We start from the raw sequence: 23049 nt of genomic DNA on the forward strand, positions 1-23049 counted from the left end.
CTTCACGTTGCGGTACATAGGCGTACAGCGGACAAAGCTGAAAACAACGCCAAACCTCAGATCAGCAGCAGCCCCTTCATGCTGGAGTGGCCTTTCCTGCCGATGATGATGTGGTCGTGAACGGCAATACCAAGCGGTTTGGCCGTCTCGATGATCAGCTTGGTCATCTCGATGTCGGCGCGCGACGGCGTCGGGTCTCCCGACGGATGGTTATGCGCCAGAATGATCGCCGTGGCGGAGAGCTCCAAGGCGCGCCTGACCACCTCGCGCGGATAGACCGGTGTGTGGTCGACGGTGCCGACCTGCTGGACTTCGTCGGCGATCAGCGCGTTTTTCTTGTCGAGGAACAGGATGCGGAACTGCTCGCGCTCCTCGAAGGCCATCACCGACCGGCAGTATTCGAGAACCTGCGTCCAGGTCGACAACAGCTCGCGGCCGGCGATCTCGCCGCGCGCCATGCGCTGCGCCGTTGCCGCAACCACCTTGAGGTCGAGCGCCACCGCCGGGCCGATGCCCTTCACCTCCTGCAGGCGCTCGACGGACGCACCGAGGACCTCGGCCAATGTACCGAAGCGTGCCAGCAATGCCTTGGCGACCGGCTTGGTGTCGGCGCGCGGGATCAGCCGGAACAAAAGAAGCTCGAGCAGTTCGTAGTCGGGGAGGGTGTTGGCACCGGCGGCGAAGCGCTCGCGCAGGCGGTCGCGATGGCCGAGATAATGCGGCTTGTCGGCGGCCACCGCCTTCGCGTGGGATCGCACTGGCCTTTCGGGAAAGAAGGCCCGCTCGTCGTCGTTGCCGTTCATGGCTGCCCCACCCAGCATTTGCCGGGCAAGGTAACGCCCGATCTGCCAGACACTAGGCCCGCAGGCCGGGGCGGTCGAGGTTTTTTGGCGACAGCGTGAAGATCTCGCAGCCGGTCTCGGTGACGCCGATCGTGTGCTCGTACTGCGCCGACAGCGAACGGTCGCGCGTCACCGCGGTCCAGCCGTCCGACAGCACTTTCACATGCGGCCGGCCGAGATTGATCATCGGCTCGACGGTGAAGATCATGCCCGGCCGCATCTCGACGCCTTCGCTGGCGCTGCCGTAATGCAGGATATTCGGCGCGTCGTGAAACAGCCGGCCAACCCCGTGGCCGCAGAAATCGCGCACCACCGAGCAACGCTCGGCTTCGGCATAGGTCTGGATGGCGGCGCCGATGGCGCCGGTTCGGGCGCCCGGCTTGATTGCCGCGATGCCGCGCATCAGGCACTCATACGTGACTTCGAGCAGCCGCTCCGCGGCACGCTTGATCGTGCCCACCGGATACATGCGCGAGGAGTCGCCATGCCAGCCGTCGAGGATATAGGTGACGTCGATATTGACGATGTCGCCATCCTTCAACGGCTTGTTGTCGGGTATGCCGTGACAGACGACGTGGTTGATCGAGGTGCAGGATGATTTCGTATAGCCACGGTAGTTGAGCGTCGCCGGAAGCGCGCCATGGTCCATCCCGAACTCGAAGACGAAGCGATCAATCGCTTCGGTGGTGACGCCGGGCGCCACAATCGGTACCAGTTCGTCGAGGCAGCGCGCGGTGAGATCGCAAGCCTTGCGCATGCCGACAAAACCTTCCTCGTCGTAAAGACGGATCTGGCCGGTGTTTCTGAGCGGTGCCGTGGCGGCGTCGAGATAGGTGACCATTTTATCCGTCTTGCAGGGATGCGGGGCTGGATGAGCCTCGGCGAGAGAAACCTTCCCAGATTTGGCACTGGAAAGCGCAAGGTTCAAGGACGAACTGCCGGCGACGGGCCGAAGACCGGCGATATTCACGCCTGGGGGCATTCTCCTTGCCTCTAGCGGCCCATACTTCGCTGGGTTCATTGACCACCGTAGTGACGACACATTTCTAGGCGAGAAGCGGCCCAAGCATTAAGCCGCCACGGCAATTTTTTGCGACGAACGGCGTTGCTGCGGGGGTGTCAGTTCGGGAGAGATCGAATGGACAGACTGCAATTCGAGGTGCCGGTGCGGATCGCGCCTGTGCCCGGCCAGCCGGTCGAGGAAATCTACAGTGTCGAGCAGGCGCTCGATTTCCTGCAAACATGGCCGGTTCGCCGGAAGGGACCAACCTACCAGGCCGCGTTCAATGCCTGTTTTGGCGCCACGGTGGACATCGTCGAGACCGAAGACGCATGGCGGGCCTTCATGGCCTTTTGCCGGGTGAGCGGCCTGCTTGCCAGGGACATGATGGTTCCGCGCAAGCGCGGCGGCGAGGCGAGGGGACTGCGGGCTTAGACAGCCTTCGACGAAGTCCTCAGTCGTCTTCGCCTCTTCTTGCCGACACCCCTATCAGAGTGGCGGGTCCAGCAGAGCTGGCGCAGCATCACGCTGGCGATAGACATATGCCAAGTTGAAATGCTGGTACGCCCAAGGGGAATCGAACCCCTGTTACCGCCGTGAAAGGGCGGTGTCCTGACCGCTAGACGATGGGCGCGCTCAGATGTGAGCGCTTATAGTTGCGTCACGACAAACCGGCAACCCGTCTGCCGCCGGCTGCGACAACTTTTTTCCTTTGGCTCCAAACCGCGTGTTTTTGCCGGCGAAGCTGGTTGCGGCAAAGTACAACGTCGCCGGGGAAGGGGCGTCGCGGCGCCGGAAAGAACCTAGCCGCGCCTGCGGCAGCGCCAGTTCCAGTCGCGCTCGGGGCCGACATCGACATGGACGGATTCGGTGTGGCAGTAGGTGCCGACGCCGCCGCGGCCCGGCATGGTGCGGATGTAGCTCGCCAGTTCCCACTTCGAGACGCCGGGGACCTGGATGTCGGCGGCAGCGCAGTACATGTGCAGCGAATTCTTGGCGCCGTTGGCGCGGCGGTTGCGGGCCGGATCGCGATAGCCGGAGGTGACCGTCATCTTGCGGCCGTAGTGGCCTTCGATCGTCTTCAGCACGCGAACCAGCGACGGCTTCAAGCAGGCGACATCGACGCTTTCGTTCTGTTTCAGGAGGCCGTTGGGCGCCAGCCGGGCAAGGCCGGCGGCGGAGGCGACCTGGTAGGCGCCACCCGAACCTTCGTCTTCGTTGAGATCGACGTCACTCTCATCGTCGAGGCCGGATTTGCGCTTGATCTCGAACAGCGCCGTCTGTCGCACGCCGGGCAGCGCATCGGCCGTGAAGTGGCTGGTATCGCCCGTCGACACCAGCTGCACCGGCTTTTCAGCCGGATCGGCCGAAGCCAGGGTGACGGTGGGTTTTGCCGCAGGCGTCGCCTTGGCCTGCATGACCGTTGGCTGCCCGCCCGATCTGCTGTTGGCCGGCGAAGAAGGTGCCGCCGAAGCAGGCGTGGCGCTGAACAGTGAGGCCAGGAAGTTTTTCTTCGGTGCGTAGGCCTGTGGCTGCGGCATCTCGCCGGCGGTCACATAGACCGGGTTGTTCATCGCCGGCTCGGCGGCCTTGGCGTCGGGCTTCGATGCATCAGCACTGTTCTGCGCCACGGCCTGTTCAGCCGTCTGGGCGTTTGGTTGCAGCGGTTGCGGCGTGTGTCCCGCGATCGTCTCGGCTGCCGTGGGAACGGCGATCGGGAAGCCGGCGTCGAGCTTGGCCCCTGGCTTGGCCACCGGCACATAGGCGACCTGCTCGGGAAGGTTGGCGTCGCCGTCGGCATTCATCGTCATTTGTGTGCTTGTCATCTGCGACGATGATGCGGCCGTGCTGGCCTGGGGCGCACCGGCGGCCGTGCTGATTTCGGTAGCCGAGGTATTATAGCCTGGCATGCCGACCGACATGGTCGGGTCGCCGGCCGAGGTGCAGGACGCCAGGAGCACCGAGAAAAGCGCCGCCACAATGGCGCGGCTTTCTCCCTTCGCGAGGCGCGATCCTGCTGATCTCAAAACAAAATTCCCCCTCGATATCCGACCGGTTCGTCATTGGCGCGGCGTCGAAACGTCTCGTCGAAATGACCCTTGTTCCCCGAACCGGAAACGAGACCTGTGTCAAATCTGCAAGCCTCAAAGTAATTTGGCGGCTAGAGGATGAATCAAGGCTGCTCAGGGTTGACGGCACCATTTCGCCCGCTTTTGGCGGCGCGTCAACTCACCACACATTACAGATGGTTACACGCGCACCTTGACATAGGTGCCGGGGGCTTCGCCTAGAACTTGCATATGCTCGCCCGGTTTGCGGGCCGGTACGCGGGTATTGTCCTTGGCTTCGATCCAGCGTTGCCAGTGCGGCCACCAGGAACCGGGATGGTCGGTGGCCCCGGCGAGCCACTGGTCGAAGTCGCCGGCCGGCTTGCCGCCGGTCCAGTAGTGATATTTCTGCGCCGCCGGCGGATTGACGACCCCGGCGATGTGGCCGGAGCCGGCCATGACGTAATCGACCTCGCCGCCGAAATATTTCGAGCCGAGGAAGACCGAAAGCGCCGGCGCGATATGGTCCTCCTTAGAGGCGAGGTTGTAGACCGGAATGGTAACGTCCTTCAGCGAAACCGTGCGGCCCGCCAGTTCCATCATGCCTTGCGAAAGCCTGTTCTCGAGATAGCAATTGCGCAAATAGAAGGAATGGTTGGCAGCGCCCATGCGGGTCGAATCGGCATTCCAGTACAGCAGGTCGAAAGGCAGGGGATCCTTGCCGCGCATGTAGTTGTTGACGACATAGGGCCAGATCAGGTCGCCCGAGCGCAGCATGTTGAAGGCGGTCGCCATCTTGGTGCCGTCGAGATAGCCTTTCTCGTTCATCGCCTTTTCGACGGCCGCGACCTGCTCCTCGTCGACGAACACTTTTAGATCGCCGGCATAGGTAAAATCGACCTGGGTGGTGAAGAAGGTGGCGGATTTGATGCGGTTGTCGCCTTCCTGCGCCATCAGCGCCAGGGCCGCCGCGAGAAGCGTGCCACCGACGCAATAGCCGATGGCGTTGACTTGCCTTTCGCCGGTCGCCTTCTCGATCGTGTCGAGGCCGTATTGCAGGCCCTCCCTGATATAGGCCTCCCAGCTCTTGGCGCCGTGCCGCTCGTCCGGGTTGATCCAGGAGATGACAAAGACGGTGTGGCCTTGCTCGACTGCCCAGCGAATGAAGGATTTTTGCGGGTTGAGGTCGAGGATGTAGTATTTGTTGATCCATGGCGGGCAGATCAGCAGCGGCCGCTTGAGCACGGTGTCGGTAGTCGGTTCGTATTGCAGGATTTCGGCGACGTCGCTGCGGCCGACCACCTTGCCGGGAGTGGTCGCGAGATTCTTACCGATCTCGAAAAGCGAATAATCGGCCTGCCGCAGCTTCAGGTCGCCCTTGCCGGCGGCAATGTCCTCGGCCAGCATCTTCATGCCGCGCACCAGGTTTTCGCCGTTGGAGGCGACAGTCTCGCGAAACAATTCCGGATTGGTCAGGATGAAATTCGACGGCGAGATGGCATTGGACACCTGCTTGACATAAAAGCCGGCCTTGTGGCGGGTGTGCTCGTCCAGGCCATCGGCGTGCTCGACCAGTTCGGCCGCCCAGCGCGAGGTGACCAGATACGCCTGTTTGAGGAAATCGAAGAAGGCGTTGCGGCCCCATTCCGGATCCTGGAAACGCTTGTCACCGCGCTCGGGCTTGACCGCGTCCTCGGCGCCGGCGCCGATGCGCTGGACGGCGTTGGCCCAGACGGTCATGTAGCCGGAAAACAGCCGCGTTTGCGCCTCCAGCGCGCGCTGCGGGTCGGAGAGCCAGTACTCGGTGAGCTTGGAGAACGTCTTCACCATGTCGACGACCGGCTCGGCGACGTGATCGCGCACCTCGCCCTTTTCCCGCGGCTCGACCCATGCCGAGGCGGCTTTGCCGGCCTGCTCGATCATGCGGGCCATGTTCAGGGCGAAGCGTTCCGGGTCCTTCACCAGATATTGCTCGACGGTCGAAGGTTGGTCATCTTCCGCTTTGCCCGAATCGGGTGTTTTGGCCATGGTTCGCGGGGTTCCTCCCGAAGCGTTTTGTTGACATATTACCATGGGATATCGAACAGGGTCCAATGTGCTCTAACCCGGCCGCCAGGAAAACAATATGACGATTAATATTGGCAAGAACGTTTTTTCCGGCACTGGTCGTTTTTGCCGCATGGCGCTCGTCCTGTTGGCGATGGCCGGTTGCACGAGCAGCAACATGGAAGGTGCGGCGCCCGCCACCGGCCTTGTCGGCGCGAAGGACACCGGTTCCTATCCGAACCTGAACATCCGGCCGCAGGTGGCGGCCGAACAATTCACCGACGAGGAAAAGAACGCCAAGCTCGCCCAACTGAAGGCCGAGGAGCAGAGCCAGGCCGCCAAGGGCGGGGGCGTCAAGGTTGCGGACCAGGCAGCGCTGGACCAGCTGGCAAAAAAACACGGCGCCGAGGCGCTGAAGCAGATCGAAGGCAAATGCGACCCCGCTCTCGACCCTAGTTGCAAATAGGCTTATACGCGCGACCGCAACCTCACTGTCTGGAACTGCCATGGAAGAATTTCACAAGGTCCGCCGGCTTCCGCCCTATGTCTTCGAACAGGTCAACCGGCTGAAGGCCAGCGCCCGTTCGCGCGGCGCCGACATCATCGACCTTGGCATGGGCAATCCGGATCTGCCGACGCCCAAGGCCATCGTCGACAAACTCTGCGAGGTGGTACGCGATCCGCGCACGCACCGCTATTCGTCGTCGCGCGGCATTCCGGGCCTGCGTCGTGCCCAGGCCAACTACTATGCCCGCCGCTTCGGCGTGAAGCTCGACCCGGACAGCCAGGTGGTGGCGACGCTCGGCTCGAAGGAGGGCTTCGCCAATATGGCGCAGGCGATCACCGCCCCCGGCGACGTGATCCTTTGCCCTAATCCGACCTATCCGATCCATGCGTTCGGCTTCATCATGTCGGGCGGCGTCATCCGCTCGCTGCAGGTCGAGCCGGACGACGGCTTCATCCCGGCCCTGGAGCGCGGCATTCGCCATTCGATCCCGAAGCCGCTGGCACTGATCCTCAATTATCCGTCCAATCCGACGGCACTGGTCGCTTCGCTCGATTTCTACAAGGAGGTGGTGGCCTTCGCGAGGAAGAACGACATCATCATCCTGTCGGATCTTGCCTATTCGGAGATCTATTTCGACGGCAATCCGCCGCCTTCGGTGCTGCAGGTGCCGGGCGCCATAGACGTCGCCGTCGAGTTCACCTCGATGTCGAAGACCTTTTCGATGCCGGGCTGGCGCATGGGTTTTGCGGTCGGCAATGAACGGCTGATCTCGGCGCTGACGCGAGTGAAATCCTATCTCGACTACGGCGCCTTCACGCCGATCCAGGTGGCGGCGGCGCATGCACTCAACGGCGATGGCGCCGACATCGCGGAAGTGCGCGACGTCTACCGCAAACGCCGCGATGTCATGGTCGACGCTTTCAGCCGCGCCGGCTGGACCATTCCCGCACCGGCGGCATCGATGTTCGCCTGGGCGCCGATCCCGGAGCCGTTCAAGCACCTTGGCTCGCTTGAATTCTCCAAGCTCCTGATCGAGCACGCCGACGTCGCGGTGGCGCCGGGCGTCGGCTTCGGCGAGCATGGCGACGATCACGTGCGCATCGCGCTGGTCGAAAACGAGCACCGGATCCGGCAAGCGGCGCGCAACATCAAGCGCTTCCTCGCATCCAGCGCCAAGCAGCCGAATAACGTCGTACCGCTCGCCGCGCATCGCTGATTTTCTACACATCGACCGACTGAATGGGGCGTCGCCGGACATGGCTGAAGCGTTGCGTGTTGGAATTGCCGGGCTCGGCACCGTCGGCGCGTCGGTGGCGCGCGTGCTGCGCGACAAGGCGGCGGAACTGACGCGGCAGTGCGGACGCGACATCGTCGTCACAGCCGTTTCGGCCCGAGACCCAAAGCGCGACCGTGGCGTCGATCTTGGCGCAGCACAGTGGTTCGACGACGCCATCAAGATGGCGCAGACCGGCGAGATCGACGTGTTCGTCGAGCTGATCGGCGGCGACGACGGGGCGGCGCGCTCGTCCGTAAAAGCGGCACTTGAAGGCGGCCGCCATGTCGTCACCGCCAACAAGGCGCTGCTTGCCAAGCACGGCGTGGCGCTGGCCGAGATCGCCGAGAGGAAAGGCGTGCTGCTCAATTACGAGGCGGCGGTGGCCGGCGGCATTCCGGTCATCAAGACGATGCGCGAGGCGATGGCCGGCAATTCGGTGACCCGCGTTTTCGGCATCCTCAACGGTACCTGCAACTACATTCTGACGCGCATGGAAGCCGAGGGCCTGTCTTTCGATGCCTGCCTGAAGGATGCGCAACGGCTGGGCTATGCCGAAGCCGACCCGACCTTCGACATCGAGGGTCACGACACCGCGCACAAGCTGTCGATCCTGACCAGCCTTGCCTTTGGCACGAGGATCGCCGCCAACGATATCTACATGGAAGGCATCTCCAACATCAGCCAGGCCGACATCCGCGCGGCCGGCGATCTCGGCTACCGGATCAAGCTGCTTGGCGTCGCCCAACGCACCGAAAGCGGCATCGAGCAGCGCGTGCACCCGACCATGGTGCCGACGGCCTCGGTCATCGCGCAGGTGCACGGCGTCACCAATGCGGTAGCGATAGAAACCGACATCCTCGGCGAATTGCTGCTTTCCGGCCCTGGCGCCGGCGGCAACGCCACCGCGTCGGCGGTGATCGGCGACATTGCCGATATCGCCAAGAGCCGGCCTGGCTTCCAGCATGGTCCGGTCTTCGGCCGGCCGGTGAAGGAATTGAAGCCTTACAAGAAGGCGCAGATGCGCAGCCATGCCGGCGGTTATTTCATCCGGCTGACCGTGCACGACCGCCTCGGCGTTTTCGCGGCAATAGCCAAGCGCATGGCCGACAACGACATTTCGCTGGAATCGATTGTCCAGCATGCCGCCGGGCCGGAAACCGAGGCACAGAAGACGGTCATCCTGGTGACCCACGAGACGACCGAGGCGGCGGTGCGCAAGGCCGTCGACGGCATCACCAGGGACAGCCTTCTGACCGACAAGCCGCAAGTCATCCGCATCGAGCGGGCCGGATAGCAGTCTCACATTTTGGCGTTTAATCGATTGATATTGCTGCGCTTTCAAAAAGGTCCAACGCAGGTCTTGCTGTTGTCACGGGGCTTTGACACAAGAAGCGCGTCTCTGGCGGGAGGCTAATGCATGTCGCCCAAAAGTGTGCAGCGGTTTTGGGACAACGACATGCATAATAAAAACAAAGTGCCAACGAGGATTGTCCATCGATGAATGTGGCCCAAAACATTGTCGCCGGCCTCGACCGGATACTGACCATGGAATTGGTGCGCGTCACCGAACGCGCCGCGGTCGCGGCCGCCAGATTGCGCGGACGCGGCGACGAGAAAGCCGCCGACCAGGTCGCGGTCGATGCCATGCGGCAGGAGCTCAACCGTCTTGCCATCAACGGCACGGTGGTGATCGGCGAAGGCGAGCGCGACGAGGCGCCGATGCTTTATATCGGCGAAGAGGTCGGTACCGGCCAAGGCCCGGCTGTCGACATCGCGCTTGATCCGCTCGAAGGCACGACGATCTGCGCCAAGAACCTGCCCAACGCACTGGCCGTTATCGCCATTGCCGAAAAAGGCAGCCTTTTGTTCGCGCCGGACGTCTATATGGACAAGATCGCGATCGGTCCGGGTTATGCCGACGGCATCATGGACATCGATGCCTCGCCGGCCGAAAACATCGCCAGCCTCGCCAGGGCCAAGGGCGTGCCGGTGGCGGAGATCACCGCCTGTATTCTCGACCGGCCACGCCATGGCGCGTTGATCGAAGCCGTGCGGGCGACCGGAGCCGCGATCCGTCTGATCGGCGACGGTGATGTCGCCGGGGTCATCCATACCACCGACCCGGACGAGACCGGCATCGACATCTATCTCGGCACCGGAGGCGCGCCCGAAGGCGTGCTCGCAGCGGCCGCCTTGCGCTGCACCGGTGGCCAGATGCAGGGCAGGTTGATCTTCGATACGCCGGAAAAGCTGGCGCGCGCCGCGAAGATGGGGATCTCCGACCCAAAACGGATCTACCACACGCAAGACATGGCCCGCGGCGACGTGCTGTTTGCCGCGACCGGCGTCACCGACAGCAATATGCTGGCCGGCGTCAAGTTCGGCCGCAATTTCATCACCACGCACACGATCGTGCTGCGCTCGTCATCGCGGACCGTGCGCGAAATCAAAGCCAGGCATCAGGATCTGGAAAAGTTTTGATTTCGACTCAGTTAGCCGTTGCATATTGTGCGCAATGACAAATTGCAGACGGCGCGTCACGTGACGGGGGAAAGACGCTTTTTCCTCGATGTCAGGCAGTCGGCCACCGGCGTTTCCTGGGAACACCGGCTGACCGAGCGTCAGGACATGGCCGCGCTCGCCATCGCGCAAGGGTATGGCGTGCCTGACATCGTGGCACGTGTGCTGGCCGGGCGTGGTGTCACCGCCGAGCAGACCGAGCGGTTTCTGGATCCGACCATCCGCAATCTGCTGCCCGACCCGGCATCGCTGACCGACATGGACAGGGCCGCCGCTCGCATCGCCCAGGCGGTGATGGCCAGGGAAAAAGTGGCGATCTTTGGCGACTACGATGTCGACGGCGCCGCCTCGTCGGCGCTGCTCAAGCGCTTTCTCGCATATTTCTCGGTGGCGTCGGAGATCTACATACCGGACCGCATCTTCGAGGGTTACGGCCCCAATCCGGAAGCGATGCGCGAACTCGTCTCGCGCGGCGCGACGCTGATCGTCACCGTCGATTGCGGCACCAACAGTGCTGCTTCCATCGACGCCGCAAAGGCCGCCGGCGCCGACGTCGTGGTGCTCGATCACCATCAGGTCGGCGGGCCGCTGCCGGCGGCGGCTGCGGTCGTCAACCCAAATCGCGAGGACGACCTTTCCGGCCAAGGTCATCTTTGTGCCGCCGGCGTCGTCTTCCTTTGCCTGGTGCAGACCGCGAAGATCCTGCGCGGCCGCTTGCCGGATGCCGCACCGCCGGACCTGCTTGGCCTGCTCGACCTGGTGGCGCTGGGCACAGTCTGCGACGTGGTGCCGCTCACCGGCGTCAACCGCGCCTTCGTGGTCAAGGGGCTGCAGGTGGCGCGGCAGCAGAGAAACGAAGGGCTGGCGGCGTTGGCGCGGGTCTCGCGTATAGGCGAGCCGATCAGCACGTTCCATCTGGCCTTTCTGATCGGTCCGCGCATCAACGCCGGCGGGCGCATCGGCGACGCAGCACTTGGCAGCCGCCTGCTTGCAACCGACGACCCGGTCGAGGCCCGCACCATCGCCGAGACGCTGGACCGGCTCAACCAGGAGCGGCAGTCGATGGAGCAGGAGATGCTGGCCGCCGCGCGCTCAGAGGCCGATGCCGAGCTTGCCGGCGGCAATGGTCCGGCCATCGTGGTGACAGCCAGCAGCAACTGGCATCCTGGCATTGTCGGCCTGCTTGCCTCGCGGCTCAAGGACCATGCAAGACGGCCGGCCTTTGCCATCGCCTTCAACGCCAATGGTGTCGGTACGGGGTCAGGCCGTTCGGTGTCGGGCTTCGACCTCGGCCGGCTGGTGCGCGAGGCTGCCGATGCCGGGCTTATCGTCAAGGGCGGCGGCCACGGAATGGCGGCCGGCATCACTGTCGAGCGGGCGAAGCTCGGCGAACTCAGGGCTTTCTTCGAAGAACGCGCGGCGGTGGATGTATTCCGGCTGCAAGGCGAGGAGAGCCTGGCGATCGACGGTGCGCTAGCCGCCGAGGGCGCGACGCTTGGGCTGCTCGATGCACTAGAGAGGGCAGGGCCGTTCGGCGCTGGGCATGTCGCGCCGGTGTTCGCGCTGCCGCGTCACCGGCTTGTTGATGCGCGGGCGGTCGGCAGCAACCACATCCGCGTCGACCTGCAGTCGGAAAGTGGCGGCCGCATCCAGGCGATCGCCTTTCGCGCCGTCGATACTGCGCTCGGCGAATTCCTGTTCAAGAACAGGGGCAAACCGGTGCACGTCGCCGGCTCGCTGTCGGGCAATCACTGGAACGGCAACCGCACGGTGCAGTTCCGCATCATCGACGCGGCGCTTGCCTGAGAGCTCGCTGCCGCCCTGCCTAAGCGAGGACGGTCTGCAGCCGGGTCAGGTCGCCGATCTGCGCCATCGTTGCCTGGTAGCCGATACGGATCGCTTCGTCTGCGCGGTGGAATTCGGTCAGGCCGATATGGCTGAGCTTCGGCTGCAGCGATATGTCCGGCGGGTCGCCGGCCAGCCTGGCGCGCGAAATGCGGTCCTGGATGATGTTAAAGGCCTCGACCATGACGCCGGTAATGCCGAGCCGCGTCTCGCGCGACTGGCGTTCGGGATCGGCGTGGCCGGCCCTCGGCGCGTCTTTCTCGATGACCAGCTCGCCGGCATTGTGCTTGATCACCGCGGCGCGGCCGAACAGATCGTAGTGAAGGTTCACCGCAACCACGAGCGGCTGCTCGTAGGCACGGCAGACCGAGACCGGCACCGGATTGACCAGTGCGCCGTCAACCAGCACACGCCCATTGCAGGCGACCGGCTCGAACACGCCGGGCAGCGCGTAGGAGGCGCGCATTGCGGTGCTCAACGAGCCGCTCGACAGCCAGATCTCATGGCCGGTGCGGATTTCCGAAGCGACGCAGACGAATGGTTTTGGCAGGTCCTCGAAGCGGATGCCGGCTATGTGCTCGCGCAGCCGCGCATCGAGCTTCATGCCACCGAACAGGCCGCTGCCGCGTAGATTGAGGTCGAGAAGGCCAAAAATGCGCCGCCTGGTCAGGCTGCGCGCGAATTCTTCCAACTCGTCGAGCTTGCCGGCAACATAGCAGCCGCCGACCAGCGCGCCGATCGAGGTGCCGGCGATCATCGACACTTCGATGCCGGCTTCATCAAGCGCGCGCAGCACGCCGATATGCGCCCAGCCGCGCGCACAGCCGCCACCCAATGCCAGCGAAATCCCGGTTTTGCCCGGAGATTTGGTTTCGGATGCGCCCGCAGCCGAGGAGAGGCCATTGGCCTCCCGAACGTCAGGTCTGTTGCGCAATGACGCCCAGTCGAGCATCACAATCTCCCTTGTCCCACGGTCATCCTACAGGCGGGCCGTATCGAAATCATGAATATACGTGGCTGAAGTGCTGCGAATGGTTCATATTGATGGTGTATTGGGCTTTCGATTGGTTTTTTCCGCATCGAACGGCGGCTTGCTGCCGTCGCTGGCAAGCGTCCCTTTGCCATCGCTCAGCCCCACCGTCCGATAAAAGCATGAACGTCGGCCGGTGTGACAAGTTGCTTGGTGACCCAGCACTTTGACGCGCAACCATATCGCGTCCTGGTCACAATCCGTGAACATCTCGACGACCTGCTGGACATTGCCCGAGGTTTCGCCCTTCTTCCACAGCGCGTTGCGCGAACGCGACCAGTAGTGCGCGATGCCGGTCTCGAGCGTCAGCGCCAGCGCCTCGGCATTCATATGCGCGACCATCAGCAGCATGCCGTCTTCGGCATCGGTGACCACGACAGTGACGAGGCCGGCAGCATCGAAGCGCGGTGAAAGGACCGCGCCTTCCTCGAGTGCCTTCTTGTCTGTTGGAGCTTTCGGGAATTCCAATGCCGACATTCGCCGGTCCTTATCTAGCGAAGCCGGCAGGCCGATCAGATCCTGCCGCCGCGCACCATGGTGACGAAGCGGACCTGCTCTTCGGGTGTGTCCTTGAAGACGCCGGTGAAGGTTGAGGTCAGCGTGGTGGAGCCCTGCTTGCGGATGCCGCGCATGGCCATGCACATATGCTCGGCCTCAAGCATAACGGCCACACCGCGCGGATTGAGCACGTCCTGGATGACGCCGGCAATCTGCGCAGTCATCGCTTCCTGGGTCTGCAAGCGATGGGCGAAGATGTCGACGACACGGGCTATCTTGGACAGGCCGACAACCTTGCCGTCAGGCAGATAGCCGACATGCGCCTTGCCGATGATCGGCACCATGTGATGCTCGCAATGCGAGTGGAAGGATATGTCCTTGACGAGAACGAGGTCGTCATAGCCGGCAACTTCCTCAAAGGTGCGGCCAAGTTCCTCGGCTGGGCACATATCATAACCGTTGAACATTTCGCTGAACGCCTTGGTGACGCGCTTCGGCGTGTCGATCAGGCCCTCGCGGTCAGGGTTGTCGCCGGTCCAGCGCAACAAGGTGCGCACAGCGGCTTCGACTTCGGCCTCGCTCGGCCGGTCGGTGACCGGCTTTTCCATATAGGCAGACCGCGGCATGAGCTTCTTGATAACGGCGTCCATAAAGGCGTCTCCCGTAGTTCCTCTCTCAGGAGGAACGAGTTGAACGGACCACGACCTTTCGGGTGTCAGAAACTCGCCCGGTTTCCAGCCCGTAAGTGGCGTGAACAGAATTGGGTATGACGAGGTTTGTGGTCGCCTTGTCGATACCCGACTACCGCCATTATATATGTTCGTGCCGAGCGAAAGGAAGACGCCAGAGCGGCAATGACTGTTCGCTGGGCGGCGACGGATTGGAAAAATATGATCGACGATGTCTACAATGCGAAAATTCTGGGTTTTGCCGGAAACATCGCACGGATCGGCCGGCTCGACCGGCCCGACGCAACCGCACGAGCACATTCCAAGCTGTGCGGCTCGACGGTGACCGTCGATCTGAAGATGGATGATGGCGTCGTCAGCGATTTCGCGCATGACGTGAAGGCCTGTGCGCTTGGCCAGGCGTCGTCGTCGATCATGGCGCAGCATGTCGTCGGCGCCAGCGCCGAAGAATTGCGCAGCGTGCGCGAGACGATGCTGAAGATGCTGAAGGAAAACGGCCCGCCGCCCGAAGGCCGCTTCGCCGACCTGAAATACCTGGAACCGGTGCGCGACTACAAGGCGCGCCACGCCTCGACCATGCTGACCTTCGACGCAGTGGTCGACGCCATCGGCCAGATCGAGAAGAAGCGGGCGGAAGAGGCAGCTTAAACCTTGGCGAGAAAACGCCGGCTTTCGGCGAATTCCGCCCGGACCCAGTCGGCAAAAGCCCTGGCTGGCTCGGAAAGGTCATTCAGCCTTCTGGCCACTAGCCAATAGGCGCCCGACGCGACGTCGATGTCGAAAGGCTTGATCAGCGCGCCGGACGCAAGTTCTTCGCCGATCTGCAATAGATCGCCCAGCGCGACACCATGTCCAAGCAAGGCTGCCTGCTTCGAAAGCGAAGCATCGGCCAGCATCGGGCCGCGCGCAGGCACGGCATCAGCCGTCACGCCCGCCGCTTCGAACCAGCGTGCCCAAGCCTGACGGTTTTCTTCGTGCAGCAACGTATAGCGACCAAGGTCGATCGGCTTTTCCAGAGCTGGGCCGGATGCAAGAAGTGCCGGCGACAGAACTGGGGAATCGACGACCGCGGCAAGCTGTTCGGCTTCGCTGCGTGGCCATGAGGTGGCGTGCGCACTGAAACGCAGGGCAAGTTCGGGCTGATCGCTGCGAAACTCTATCAATCTCGGCTCGACCTCAAGGGAAACGTCGATGTCGGGTCGCAACTCGCGAAAGCGGTTGAGCCGCGGCACCAGCCATACGGATGCAAGCGATGGCTCGACGCTGACACGCACCACGGACTGCGTCGGGGCCGCCGTCAATTCCGAAAGCAGCCTGTCGATGCCCTCGAAACTTCTGACCAACTGGTCGAGCAGCCGCTGGCCGGTGTCGGTCAACTCGACGCGGCGATGATGGCGGAAGAACAAAGGTTGGCGCAGGAAGGTTTCGAGCTCGCGGATCTGTCGGCTGATCGCCGCCTGCGAAACATAAAGCTCCTCGGCCGCACGGCTGAAGCTCAGGTGACGACCGGCTGCTTCGAAGCTTCTCAGAGCCGTCAGGGGGAGGTGTCCGCGCTTCATTCGCATAACTCAGAGTTATCTGACGTGGACGTTATACTCGTTTGAAGAGCAAGGCCAGCGGCGCTCTAATCGGTGCTCAAGGAGTGCCGCCATGATCCAGTTTCTCAACATTCTGGGCGATGTGATGCGGATCGCGACGTTTCAATGGTACGACGAGAAACCGCATAGGGATTGGTGCGAGGAGAGGCCGCCGACCAGCGTCGCCGTATGCCGAAGGCCGACGCCCGACCGCTATCCGGTTCGCCCTACCAGGCCATGACGGGATTGCCGGAACGGCATTGCGTTCCTGGCCCGATGCGCACATCTATCGCGTAGGGAAACGCGATGTGGAGACTGCGGTGGTCGGCCAACATCGGCATGCGCACGGCGCCAGGCCGATTCGACAAGGACGCAACTGGTCCGGCCCGTGGCGCAAGACGCCGGGCCGCGTCTTCGGCACGTCGCTTGTCCGACTCTACCAGCTGACGCTGTCCGGCTTCGTCGGCAATTCCTGCCGGCATCTGCCGACCTGTTCCGAATACGCGCATGAAGCGATCGCCCGCCACGGGCTGTGGGCCGGCGGCTGGATGGGGTTTTTCCGGGTGCTGCGCTGCGGACCGTTCGGCACGCACGGCATCGACCGGGTGCCTGAGGCACTGGCTGATCGCTACCTCTGGTTCATGCCATGGCGGTATTGGCGGATCGGGAAAAAACGTGGCGACCTGGACAGTTGACCGCAACTGTGCGGTGCACAAAGGGATCGCTTTTTACGATCTGGTAGGGTTAACCGCAGCTTGCGCTGACATAGCGCATTTGAGACAAAATCGAGACAAGACACCTCGCTAAGCCGCTCCTGACACCCTTCAGGAGAGATTACCAAATGCGCCGGATAGATCGTCGTCCCTTCATTTTCGCCGTGGTTCTCTACGTCCTGGCGTGGCTGATGGGTTTTCCGATCCGTGCGCAATCGGCGCCGCTCGGGGACGTCGAATGCACGCTGATCGTCGACGCCGCAAGCGGCGAGACGCTGTATCGCCAAGGGACCTGTGATCAGCGCTTCAGCCCCGCCTCGACATTCAAGGTTCCGCTGGCGCTGATCGGCTATGATGCTGGAATCCTGAGCGACGAGCATACGCCAAGCTGGGAGTACAAGGCAGAGTTCAATGCCCCGAAACGGGACCGCAAGACCGTCGACCCGACGATCTGGGAAAGGGATTCGGTCCTTTGGTTCTCACGCGAGATTACGCGCCGGCTCGGCAGCAAACAGTTTGCCGGCTATGTGTCCAGATTGGACTATGGCAACACCGAAGTCTCCGGCACTGCCGGCAAGAATGACGGCCTCACCCATTCCTGGGTGAATTCTTCGCTCAAGATATCGCCGGTCGAGCAGGTCGATTTCCTGCGCAAGCTGCTGGCGCGAAAACTGCCGGTTTCGGACAAGGCCCATGCGATGACCAGCGCGATTGTCCCGACCTTCCGGGCAGGCGGCTGGACGGTGCAGGGCAAGACCGGAACGACCAGGCTCGGCGACAGCGCCGACAAGCGCTCGCTTGGCTGGTTTGTCGGCTGGGCGCAGACCGATGCTCGCAAGATCGTCTTTGCCCGCCTGGTAGTCGATACGAAACGTTCCGACACGCCAAAGGGACTCAAGACGCGGGCGATGTTCCTGAAAGATCTGCCGAATCTCCTCAGGTGACCTACATCCGGCTTTACGGCGCCGAAAACTGCCCATAAAAGACCGCTCGCCGCCGGACGCATCCGGCTCTTACTGATGCATGTCGTAGCGCCAAAACCGCTAAGCAGTCTTGGGCGACATGCATTTTACCACCCGCGCTCGTTTGCGGGACTGGATAGGAGAATCTTATGCTGAATTCCGTTTCCCTGACATTTCCCGATGGTTCCGTTCGCGATTACGACGCGGCGATGACCGGCGCCGGCCTGGCGGAATCGATCTCGAAGTCGCTGGCCAAGAAGGCCGTTGCCTATTCGATCGACGGCACGCTGCGCGATCTTTCCGACCCGATCGGCAGATCGGGCAAAGTCGAGATCATCACCCGCGAGGACCCGCGTGCGCTGGAGCTCATCCGCCACGATGCAGCCCATGTGCTGGCCGAAGCCGTGCAGGAACTTTGGCCGGGAACGCAGGTGACCATCGGGCCGGTGATCGAAAACGGGTTCTACTACGATTTTGCCCGCAACGAGCCGTTCACGCCCGACGATTTCCCGGTGATCGAGAAGAAGATGCGCGAGATCATTGCACGCAACAAGCCGTTCACCAAGGAGGTCTGGTCGCGCGAAAAGGCGAAAAGGATCTTTGCCGACAAGGGCGAGCGCTACAAGCTCGAGTTGATCGACGCCATCGCCGAGGACCAGGATCTCAAGATCTATGCACAGGGCGACTGGTTCGACCTCTGCCGCGGCCCGCATATGGCCGCGACCGGCCAGATCGGCAGCGCCTTCAAGCTGATGAAGGTCGCCGGCGCCTATTGGCGCGGCGACAGCAACAATCCGATGCTGACCCGCATCTACGGCACCGCCTGGGCCGATCAGGCGCAGCTCGAAGCCTATCAGACGATGCTGGAGGAGGCCGAGAAGCGCGACCACAGGAAGCTCGGCCGTGAGATGGACCTGTTCCACTTCCAGGAGGAGGGCCCCGGGGTCGTCTTCTGGCACGCCAAGGGCTGGAGGATGTTCCAGAACCTGGTCAATTACATGCGTCGCCGCCTCGACGAGCAGGGCTATCAGGAAGTCAACGCGCCGCAGGTGCTCGACAAGAGCCTGTGGGAGACGTCAGGCCACTGGGGCTGGTACCGGGACAACATGTTCAAGGTGACCGTTGCTGGCGACGACACCGACGACGACCGGGTGTTTGCGCTGAAGCCGATGAACTGCCCCGGTCACGTCCAAATCTTCAAGCACGGGCTGAAATCCTACCGCGATCTGCCGGTAAAACTTGCGGAATTCGGCAATGTGCATCGCTATGAGCCGTCCGGCGCGCTGCACGGGCTGATGCGCGTGCGCGGCTTTACCCAGGACGATGCGCACATCTTCTGCACCGAGGAACAGCTCGCCGACGAGTGCATCAAGATCAACGATCTGATCCTCTCGACCTATGCCGATTTCGGCTTCGACGAAATCACCGTCAAGCTGGCGACCCGCCCCGAAAAACGGGTCGGCACCGACGCGATGTGGGATCATGCCGAGGGCGTGCTGCAGGACGTGCTCGACAAGATCGCGGCGCGGTCGGGCAACCGGATCAAGACGGGCGTCAATCCGGGCGAGGGCACGTTCTACGGGCCGAAGTTCGAATATGTGCTGAAGGACGCCATCGGCCGCGACTGGCAATGCGGCACCACGCAGGTTGATTTCAACCTGCCTGAACGGTTCGGCGCCTTCTACATCGGCTCGGATTCGGAAAAGAAGCAGCCGGTGATGGTGCATCGCGCCATCTGCGGCTCGATGGAGCGGTTTCTCGGCATCCTGATCGAGAATTATTCCGGCCATTTCCCGCTCTGGTTCGCGCCGCTGCAGGTGGTGGTGGCGACGATCACTTCCGATGCCGACGATTACGCCCAGAAGGTCGTTGCGCAGCTGAAGGCGGCGGGGCTGATCGCCGAAGCCGATCTGCGCAACGAGAAGATCAACTACAAGGTCCGCGAGCATTCGCTGGCCAAGGTGCCGGTCATCCTCGTCTGCGGCAAGCGCGAGGCCGAGGAAGAAACGGTCAATATCCGTCGTCTCGGGTCGCGTGACCAGGAATCACTCGGCCTCGCAGCCGCCGTGAAGCTGCTTGCCGACGAGGCGGTGACACCCGACCGCAAGCGCCGCGCGGCCTGAACCAGTCGACCAGCAACGAATGGCGGTGGAGCGATCCACCGCCATTTTTTATATTTTATATGCCTGTCACGCCGCGCGCCTATCTGGCAGATCGATCGACGTGCGCGTCGGCGACGCGCTGGCGCGACCCATGCACAAAGCAGCTTAGAGGGGCGCGTCTCAGTCGGCGCCTTCCTCGGAATCGATGGCCGAAGCCTCGGTGGCCAGAACCTCGATGTCCTGGTTGTGCCCAGCCACCACCGTAAAATCCTTCTGGTAGATGCGATCGCGGTTCTTGGCGATGATGGTGTAGTCGCCCTCGGCCAGCACCATCGAGGCAAAGGCGCCGACGGTTTCCTTGATCGGATCGCCGGATTCGTTGAGCAGGGACCAGGAGGTGTCGGCGATCGCCTCGCCGCCTGGTTCGCGCACCAGCTTCATGGTCATCTCGGCGGCACGGTGCTCGACGGTCGCTTCGGTCAGCTTGCCGGCCTCGACGCGGATGTCGGAGCGGATGACCGCGTTCACCGCGCCATAGGTCGACACGACGTGGTAGGTGCCGGCATTGAGCCGCACGACGCTGTTCGGCTCGACATCGGGTATGATCAGGGCGCGATCGCCATCGGCCGCGGCGTGGCTCTCATAGATCGAGAAGCGCAGCTTCTTCGGCGGTATGCGTACCCCGCCGGACAGCACTGCATCGAGCTTGAGGCCACCGGCATCGAGCACGAGGCTCTCGCGCTTGGCTTCCTTGCCGACGGTGATGCGCTTGGTGGCGCCGGCCCGCCCGTAGGAGGCGTGGACCAGATACGAACCCGGCTCGAGCTGGAATATGGCGGTGCCGCCATGAGAGGAGGCGACCATCGTCAGCTTGCCGTCGCTGGCCGATTCGGGTTTGAAGACGCGCCAGACTATGCCGCGCGTGATGTCGGCGCCCTTGTCGGTCAATTGCGCCGACAGCGTGATCGCCCCGCTGCTGCCCAATGCCAGCGATGTCTCGCTTTTCGGAGGTGCATAGCCCGAAATTCCGGGAAGCTTCAGCTCGCCAAGGCCGTCCACATCCTGGGCGACGGCAAGCGAAACCGGCACCATCAACAGTGCGGCAGCGAGCCATATCAGGAAAAGACGCAATGTCCCCTCAAACATGCCTTGCGTTGAAGCCCAAGGCGGTGGCAATTTCAAGGCTTAAGAGTCCGGTCGGCTTCTGCTATAGGGCTCTTTGTCCGGCGCGCCGCGCCAATGCCCAAGCCGCCCGATGTCCCGATGGTGCGCTTCAGCTCAAATTCCAGGAGACTTGCGCCCATGGCGTCGCCGATCATCGATTTTCTGCTGACCCGAAATTCCGCGCCGATCCCGGATTTGAAAGAACCGGCACCGGGCGATGCGGAGATCGCGACGATGATCGCCGCCGCCTCGCGGGTGCCGGACCACGGCCGGCTGGAGCCTTGGCGTTTCATCCTCTATCGCGGCGAGGCTCGCGTCGATATCGGCAAGAAGCTGGCAGCACTTGCCGAACAGCGCGAAGGGCCGCTGCCGGAAGGCCGCCGCAACCAGGAACTGGCGCGCTTTTCGCGCGCGCCGCTGGTCATCGGCGTGATTTCTATCCCCAGGGAAAACCCAAAGATCCCGCAATGGGAGATGTTCCTGTCCGGCGGCATGGCGGCGATGAACCTGATGCTTGCCGCCAATGCGCTGGGCTACGGCACCAACATGGTCAGCAACTGGTATTCCGACGTGCCCGAGGGCAGGGCGATCCTCGGCCTGGCGCCGCATGAGCGGGTCGTCGGCTTCGTCCATATCGGCTCCTACCAGGGGCCAGCGCCGGAACGACCGCGGCCCGATCCGGCAAAACTCTATGCCGACTATTCGGGGCCGTGGGTGGGATAATTTCGGCGCGGAACAGCCCCCCTAAGGATCAAGCTCCGATGCCTTGGCTCGCGCCAGGAGCCGCTCTGCGAGCTTGAGATGCGGCCGGTCGTACATCTTGCCATCCATGCCAACGACCCCGGGATTTCCTGCCGCCTCGAACGCCTCGACGATCGCCAGGGCGCTTTTCACCGCTTGCGCCGAAGGCGTGAAGGCGGCGTTGATAACCGGCACCTGCGCCGGATGGATCGCCATCTTGCCGGTGAAACCGTCGCGCTCGGCCTCGGCGCATTCGGCCTCGAAGCCGGCCATGTCGCGAAAATCCGGAAAGACGGTGTCGATTGCCGCGACTTCCGCGGCACTTGCGGCAAGCATGGTCATGGTGCGGGCGAGGCGGAACACATCCGTGTAGCGGCCATTCGCGTCGCGCGTCGCGCGCGCGCCAATCGCCGCCGACAAATCTTCCGCCCCCCAGGTGACGCCGACAAGCCGCGCGCTTGCACGGGCGTAGGTCGCTGCGGCCAAGACGCCTGCAGCCGTTTCTGTGATGATCGGCAGGATCCTTATCGCTCCATCCGGCAGGCCGCTTTCGGCTTCGTGCACCCTGAGCTTGGCCGAGAGATGCTGGACATCCAGTCCGCTATTCGACTTAGGCAGCATGATGCCGTCTGGTTTTGCTGGCACGAGCGCCGCCAGATCGTCGTCGGTCAGTCCGGTCGAAAGCTCATTGACGCGCACATAGATCGCGGAGCCGGTCCGGTGCCTGTGCTCGGCGATAAAACGCGCCGCTGTGTCGCGCGCCAACCCCTTGTTCTGCGCAGCAATCGAGTCCTCGAGATCGATGATGACCACGTCGGCACCCACGCCAAAGCCCTTCTCCAGCTTCTTTTCCGAATCGCCGGGAACGAAGAGCAGAGAACGCATCGGCTATGCCTTTTTCATCATCATGGCTTGCCTCGTGCATTTGGCAACCAGCACGTCGTTCTGGTTATAGGCGCGGTGCTCGAACTCGACGATGCCGCGGTCCGGCTTCGACCTGGATTCACGCACCGAAACCACCGTGGTCTCGACGCGAATGGTGTCGCCATGGAAGACGGGATGTGGAAACACCGTCTCCTTCATGCCGAGATTGGCGACGGTGGTGCCGACGGTGATGTCATTGACCGAGATGCCGATCATCAGGCCAAGCGTGAACAGCGAATTGACCAGCGGCTTGCCCCATTCGCTCTTCGCCGCGAAGTCGAAGTCGATGTGCAGCGGCTGCGGGTTCAACGTCATCACCGAGAACAACATGTTGTCGCTTTCGGTCACGGTTTTGCGCAGCGTGTGCGTGAACACTTGGCCGACAGCGAACTCCTCAAGATAAAGCCCGGCCATGGTCGATCTCCTCCGCTGCTTCAGGGTTGATAGGCGTTGCATATCGCGCTCGCAAGCCAGTTAACGAACATGGTGAACCGTTCGTAAACCATTTGTGCCTACGGTCTCCACCAGGGTCAGAAGCGTTCTGGCAAGGGGCGTAAGCAGGCG

Annotated in this window: 23 protein-coding genes and 1 tRNA gene; 12 read left to right on the forward strand and 12 right to left on the reverse strand. The window is 62.8% G+C overall.

Features of this window, described 5'->3' with window-relative positions:
* Positions 1-56: 56 nt before the first annotated feature.
* The gene (radC, locus tag NKI39_RS09450) at positions 57-803 is read right to left on the reverse strand and encodes a RadC family protein (protein ID WP_352540669.1); all 747 of its coding nucleotides are present in this window, start codon (positions 801-803) and stop codon (positions 57-59) included.
* Between the two features lie 52 nt (positions 804-855).
* Positions 856-1683 (reverse strand): type I methionyl aminopeptidase, encoded by an 828-nt coding sequence (gene map / locus NKI39_RS09455; protein WP_352451363.1) that lies wholly within the window; start codon positions 1681-1683, stop codon positions 856-858.
* A 297-nt stretch (positions 1684-1980) separates the two neighbouring features.
* Here map and NKI39_RS09460 point away from each other — a divergent pair, with 297 nt between their 5' ends.
* Positions 1981-2277: a DUF982 domain-containing protein gene (locus tag NKI39_RS09460; protein ID WP_023678889.1), complete on the forward strand. Its 297-nt coding sequence runs from the start codon at positions 1981-1983 to the stop codon at positions 2275-2277.
* Between the two features lie 124 nt (positions 2278-2401).
* Here NKI39_RS09460 and NKI39_RS09465 read toward each other — a convergent pair.
* From NKI39_RS09465 to phaC, 3 genes are all read right to left on the reverse strand, one after another.
* A tRNA-Glu gene (locus NKI39_RS09465) sits at positions 2402-2476 on the reverse strand.
* A 169-nt stretch (positions 2477-2645) separates the two neighbouring features.
* On the reverse strand, positions 2646-3764 hold the full coding sequence (locus NKI39_RS09470; protein ID WP_352540675.1) for a YcbK family protein: 1119 nt from the start codon (positions 3762-3764) through the stop codon (positions 2646-2648).
* A 327-nt stretch (positions 3765-4091) separates the two neighbouring features.
* Entirely contained in the window at positions 4092-5918 is a 1827-nt protein-coding gene (gene phaC, locus NKI39_RS09475) for a class I poly(R)-hydroxyalkanoic acid synthase (protein WP_352816790.1), read from the reverse strand.
* 151 nt (positions 5919-6069) lie between these two features.
* On the opposite strand from phaC, the gene NKI39_RS09480 reads away from it, so the two are divergent.
* From NKI39_RS09480 to recJ, 5 genes are all read left to right on the forward strand, one after another.
* On the forward strand, positions 6070-6402 hold the full coding sequence (locus NKI39_RS09480) for a hypothetical protein (protein ID WP_352647805.1): 333 nt from the start codon (positions 6070-6072) through the stop codon (positions 6400-6402).
* Between the two features lie 40 nt (positions 6403-6442).
* Positions 6443-7660 (forward strand): LL-diaminopimelate aminotransferase, encoded by a 1218-nt coding sequence (locus NKI39_RS09485; protein WP_023678886.1) that lies wholly within the window; start codon positions 6443-6445, stop codon positions 7658-7660.
* 40 nt (positions 7661-7700) lie between these two features.
* Positions 7701-9014: a homoserine dehydrogenase gene (locus tag NKI39_RS09490; RefSeq protein WP_352819162.1), complete on the forward strand. Its 1314-nt coding sequence runs from the start codon at positions 7701-7703 to the stop codon at positions 9012-9014.
* Between the two features lie 203 nt (positions 9015-9217).
* Positions 9218-10201 (forward strand): class II fructose-bisphosphatase, encoded by a 984-nt coding sequence (gene glpX / locus NKI39_RS09495; protein ID WP_352831551.1) that lies wholly within the window; start codon positions 9218-9220, stop codon positions 10199-10201.
* Positions 10202-10261: 60 nt separating this feature from the next.
* Positions 10262-12046, forward strand: coding sequence for a single-stranded-DNA-specific exonuclease RecJ (recJ, locus tag NKI39_RS09500; protein ID WP_352831553.1), 1785 nt, complete (start codon positions 10262-10264; stop codon positions 12044-12046).
* 19 nt (positions 12047-12065) lie between these two features.
* Here the strand turns inward: recJ and NKI39_RS09505 are convergent, their stop codons facing one another.
* The 3 genes from NKI39_RS09505 to folE form a co-directional block, all read right to left on the reverse strand.
* Positions 12066-13037 (reverse strand): patatin family protein, encoded by a 972-nt coding sequence (locus tag NKI39_RS09505; RefSeq protein WP_023678882.1) that lies wholly within the window; start codon positions 13035-13037, stop codon positions 12066-12068.
* 84 nt (positions 13038-13121) lie between these two features.
* A complete protein-coding gene (hisI, locus tag NKI39_RS09510) occupies positions 13122-13592 on the reverse strand; it encodes a phosphoribosyl-AMP cyclohydrolase (protein ID WP_352831555.1) in 471 nt (156 codons plus the stop codon).
* A gap of 35 nt (positions 13593-13627) precedes the next feature.
* Positions 13628-14263, reverse strand: a complete 636-nt coding sequence (folE, locus tag NKI39_RS09515; RefSeq protein WP_352466975.1) for a GTP cyclohydrolase I FolE — start codon at positions 14261-14263, stop codon at positions 13628-13630.
* 240 nt (positions 14264-14503) lie between these two features.
* Between folE and NKI39_RS09520 the strand changes: the two genes are divergently transcribed.
* Entirely contained in the window at positions 14504-14950 is a 447-nt protein-coding gene (locus NKI39_RS09520) for an iron-sulfur cluster assembly scaffold protein (RefSeq protein WP_023678879.1), read from the forward strand.
* On the opposite strand, the gene NKI39_RS09525 is transcribed toward NKI39_RS09520, so the two are convergent.
* Positions 14947-15861, reverse strand: coding sequence for a LysR substrate-binding domain-containing protein (locus NKI39_RS09525; protein ID WP_352831557.1), 915 nt, complete (start codon positions 15859-15861; stop codon positions 14947-14949). The genes NKI39_RS09520 and NKI39_RS09525 overlap by 4 nt on opposite strands.
* 91 nt (positions 15862-15952) lie before the next feature.
* Here NKI39_RS09525 and NKI39_RS09530 point away from each other — a divergent pair, with 91 nt between their 5' ends.
* From NKI39_RS09530 to thrS, 4 genes are all read left to right on the forward strand, one after another.
* Complete coding sequence (locus tag NKI39_RS09530; RefSeq protein ID WP_352473909.1) at positions 15953-16120, forward strand: hypothetical protein; 168 nt, start codon at positions 15953-15955, stop codon at positions 16118-16120.
* Positions 16121-16199: 79 nt separating this feature from the next.
* Positions 16200-16574, forward strand: coding sequence for a membrane protein insertion efficiency factor YidD (gene yidD, locus NKI39_RS09535; protein WP_352831559.1), 375 nt, complete (start codon positions 16200-16202; stop codon positions 16572-16574).
* Between the two features lie 146 nt (positions 16575-16720).
* Positions 16721-17536 (forward strand): class D beta-lactamase, encoded by an 816-nt coding sequence (blaOXA, locus tag NKI39_RS09540; RefSeq protein ID WP_352473908.1) that lies wholly within the window; start codon positions 16721-16723, stop codon positions 17534-17536.
* Between the two features lie 167 nt (positions 17537-17703).
* Positions 17704-19677: a threonine--tRNA ligase gene (gene thrS, locus NKI39_RS09545; RefSeq protein ID WP_352831561.1), complete on the forward strand. Its 1974-nt coding sequence runs from the start codon at positions 17704-17706 to the stop codon at positions 19675-19677.
* A 159-nt stretch (positions 19678-19836) separates the two neighbouring features.
* On the opposite strand, the gene NKI39_RS09550 is transcribed toward thrS, so the two are convergent.
* Positions 19837-20802, reverse strand: coding sequence for an RgsD C-terminal domain-containing protein (locus NKI39_RS09550; protein ID WP_352540660.1), 966 nt, complete (start codon positions 20800-20802; stop codon positions 19837-19839).
* Positions 20803-20958: 156 nt separating this feature from the next.
* Here NKI39_RS09550 and NKI39_RS09555 point away from each other — a divergent pair, with 156 nt between their 5' ends.
* On the forward strand, positions 20959-21543 hold the full coding sequence (locus NKI39_RS09555) for a nitroreductase family protein (protein WP_352831563.1): 585 nt from the start codon (positions 20959-20961) through the stop codon (positions 21541-21543).
* Between the two features lie 21 nt (positions 21544-21564).
* Here the strand turns inward: NKI39_RS09555 and NKI39_RS09560 are convergent, their stop codons facing one another.
* A complete protein-coding gene (locus NKI39_RS09560) occupies positions 21565-22446 on the reverse strand; it encodes an HpcH/HpaI aldolase/citrate lyase family protein (protein WP_352831565.1) in 882 nt (293 codons plus the stop codon).
* 3 nt (positions 22447-22449) lie between these two features.
* Positions 22450-22941 (reverse strand): MaoC family dehydratase, encoded by a 492-nt coding sequence (locus NKI39_RS09565; protein WP_502898553.1) that lies wholly within the window; start codon positions 22939-22941, stop codon positions 22450-22452.
* Positions 22942-23049: the final 108 nt, after the last annotated feature.

The organism is Mesorhizobium sp. M0664, from assembly GCF_040320565.1.
Lineage (GTDB): Bacteria > Pseudomonadota > Alphaproteobacteria > Rhizobiales > Rhizobiaceae > Mesorhizobium.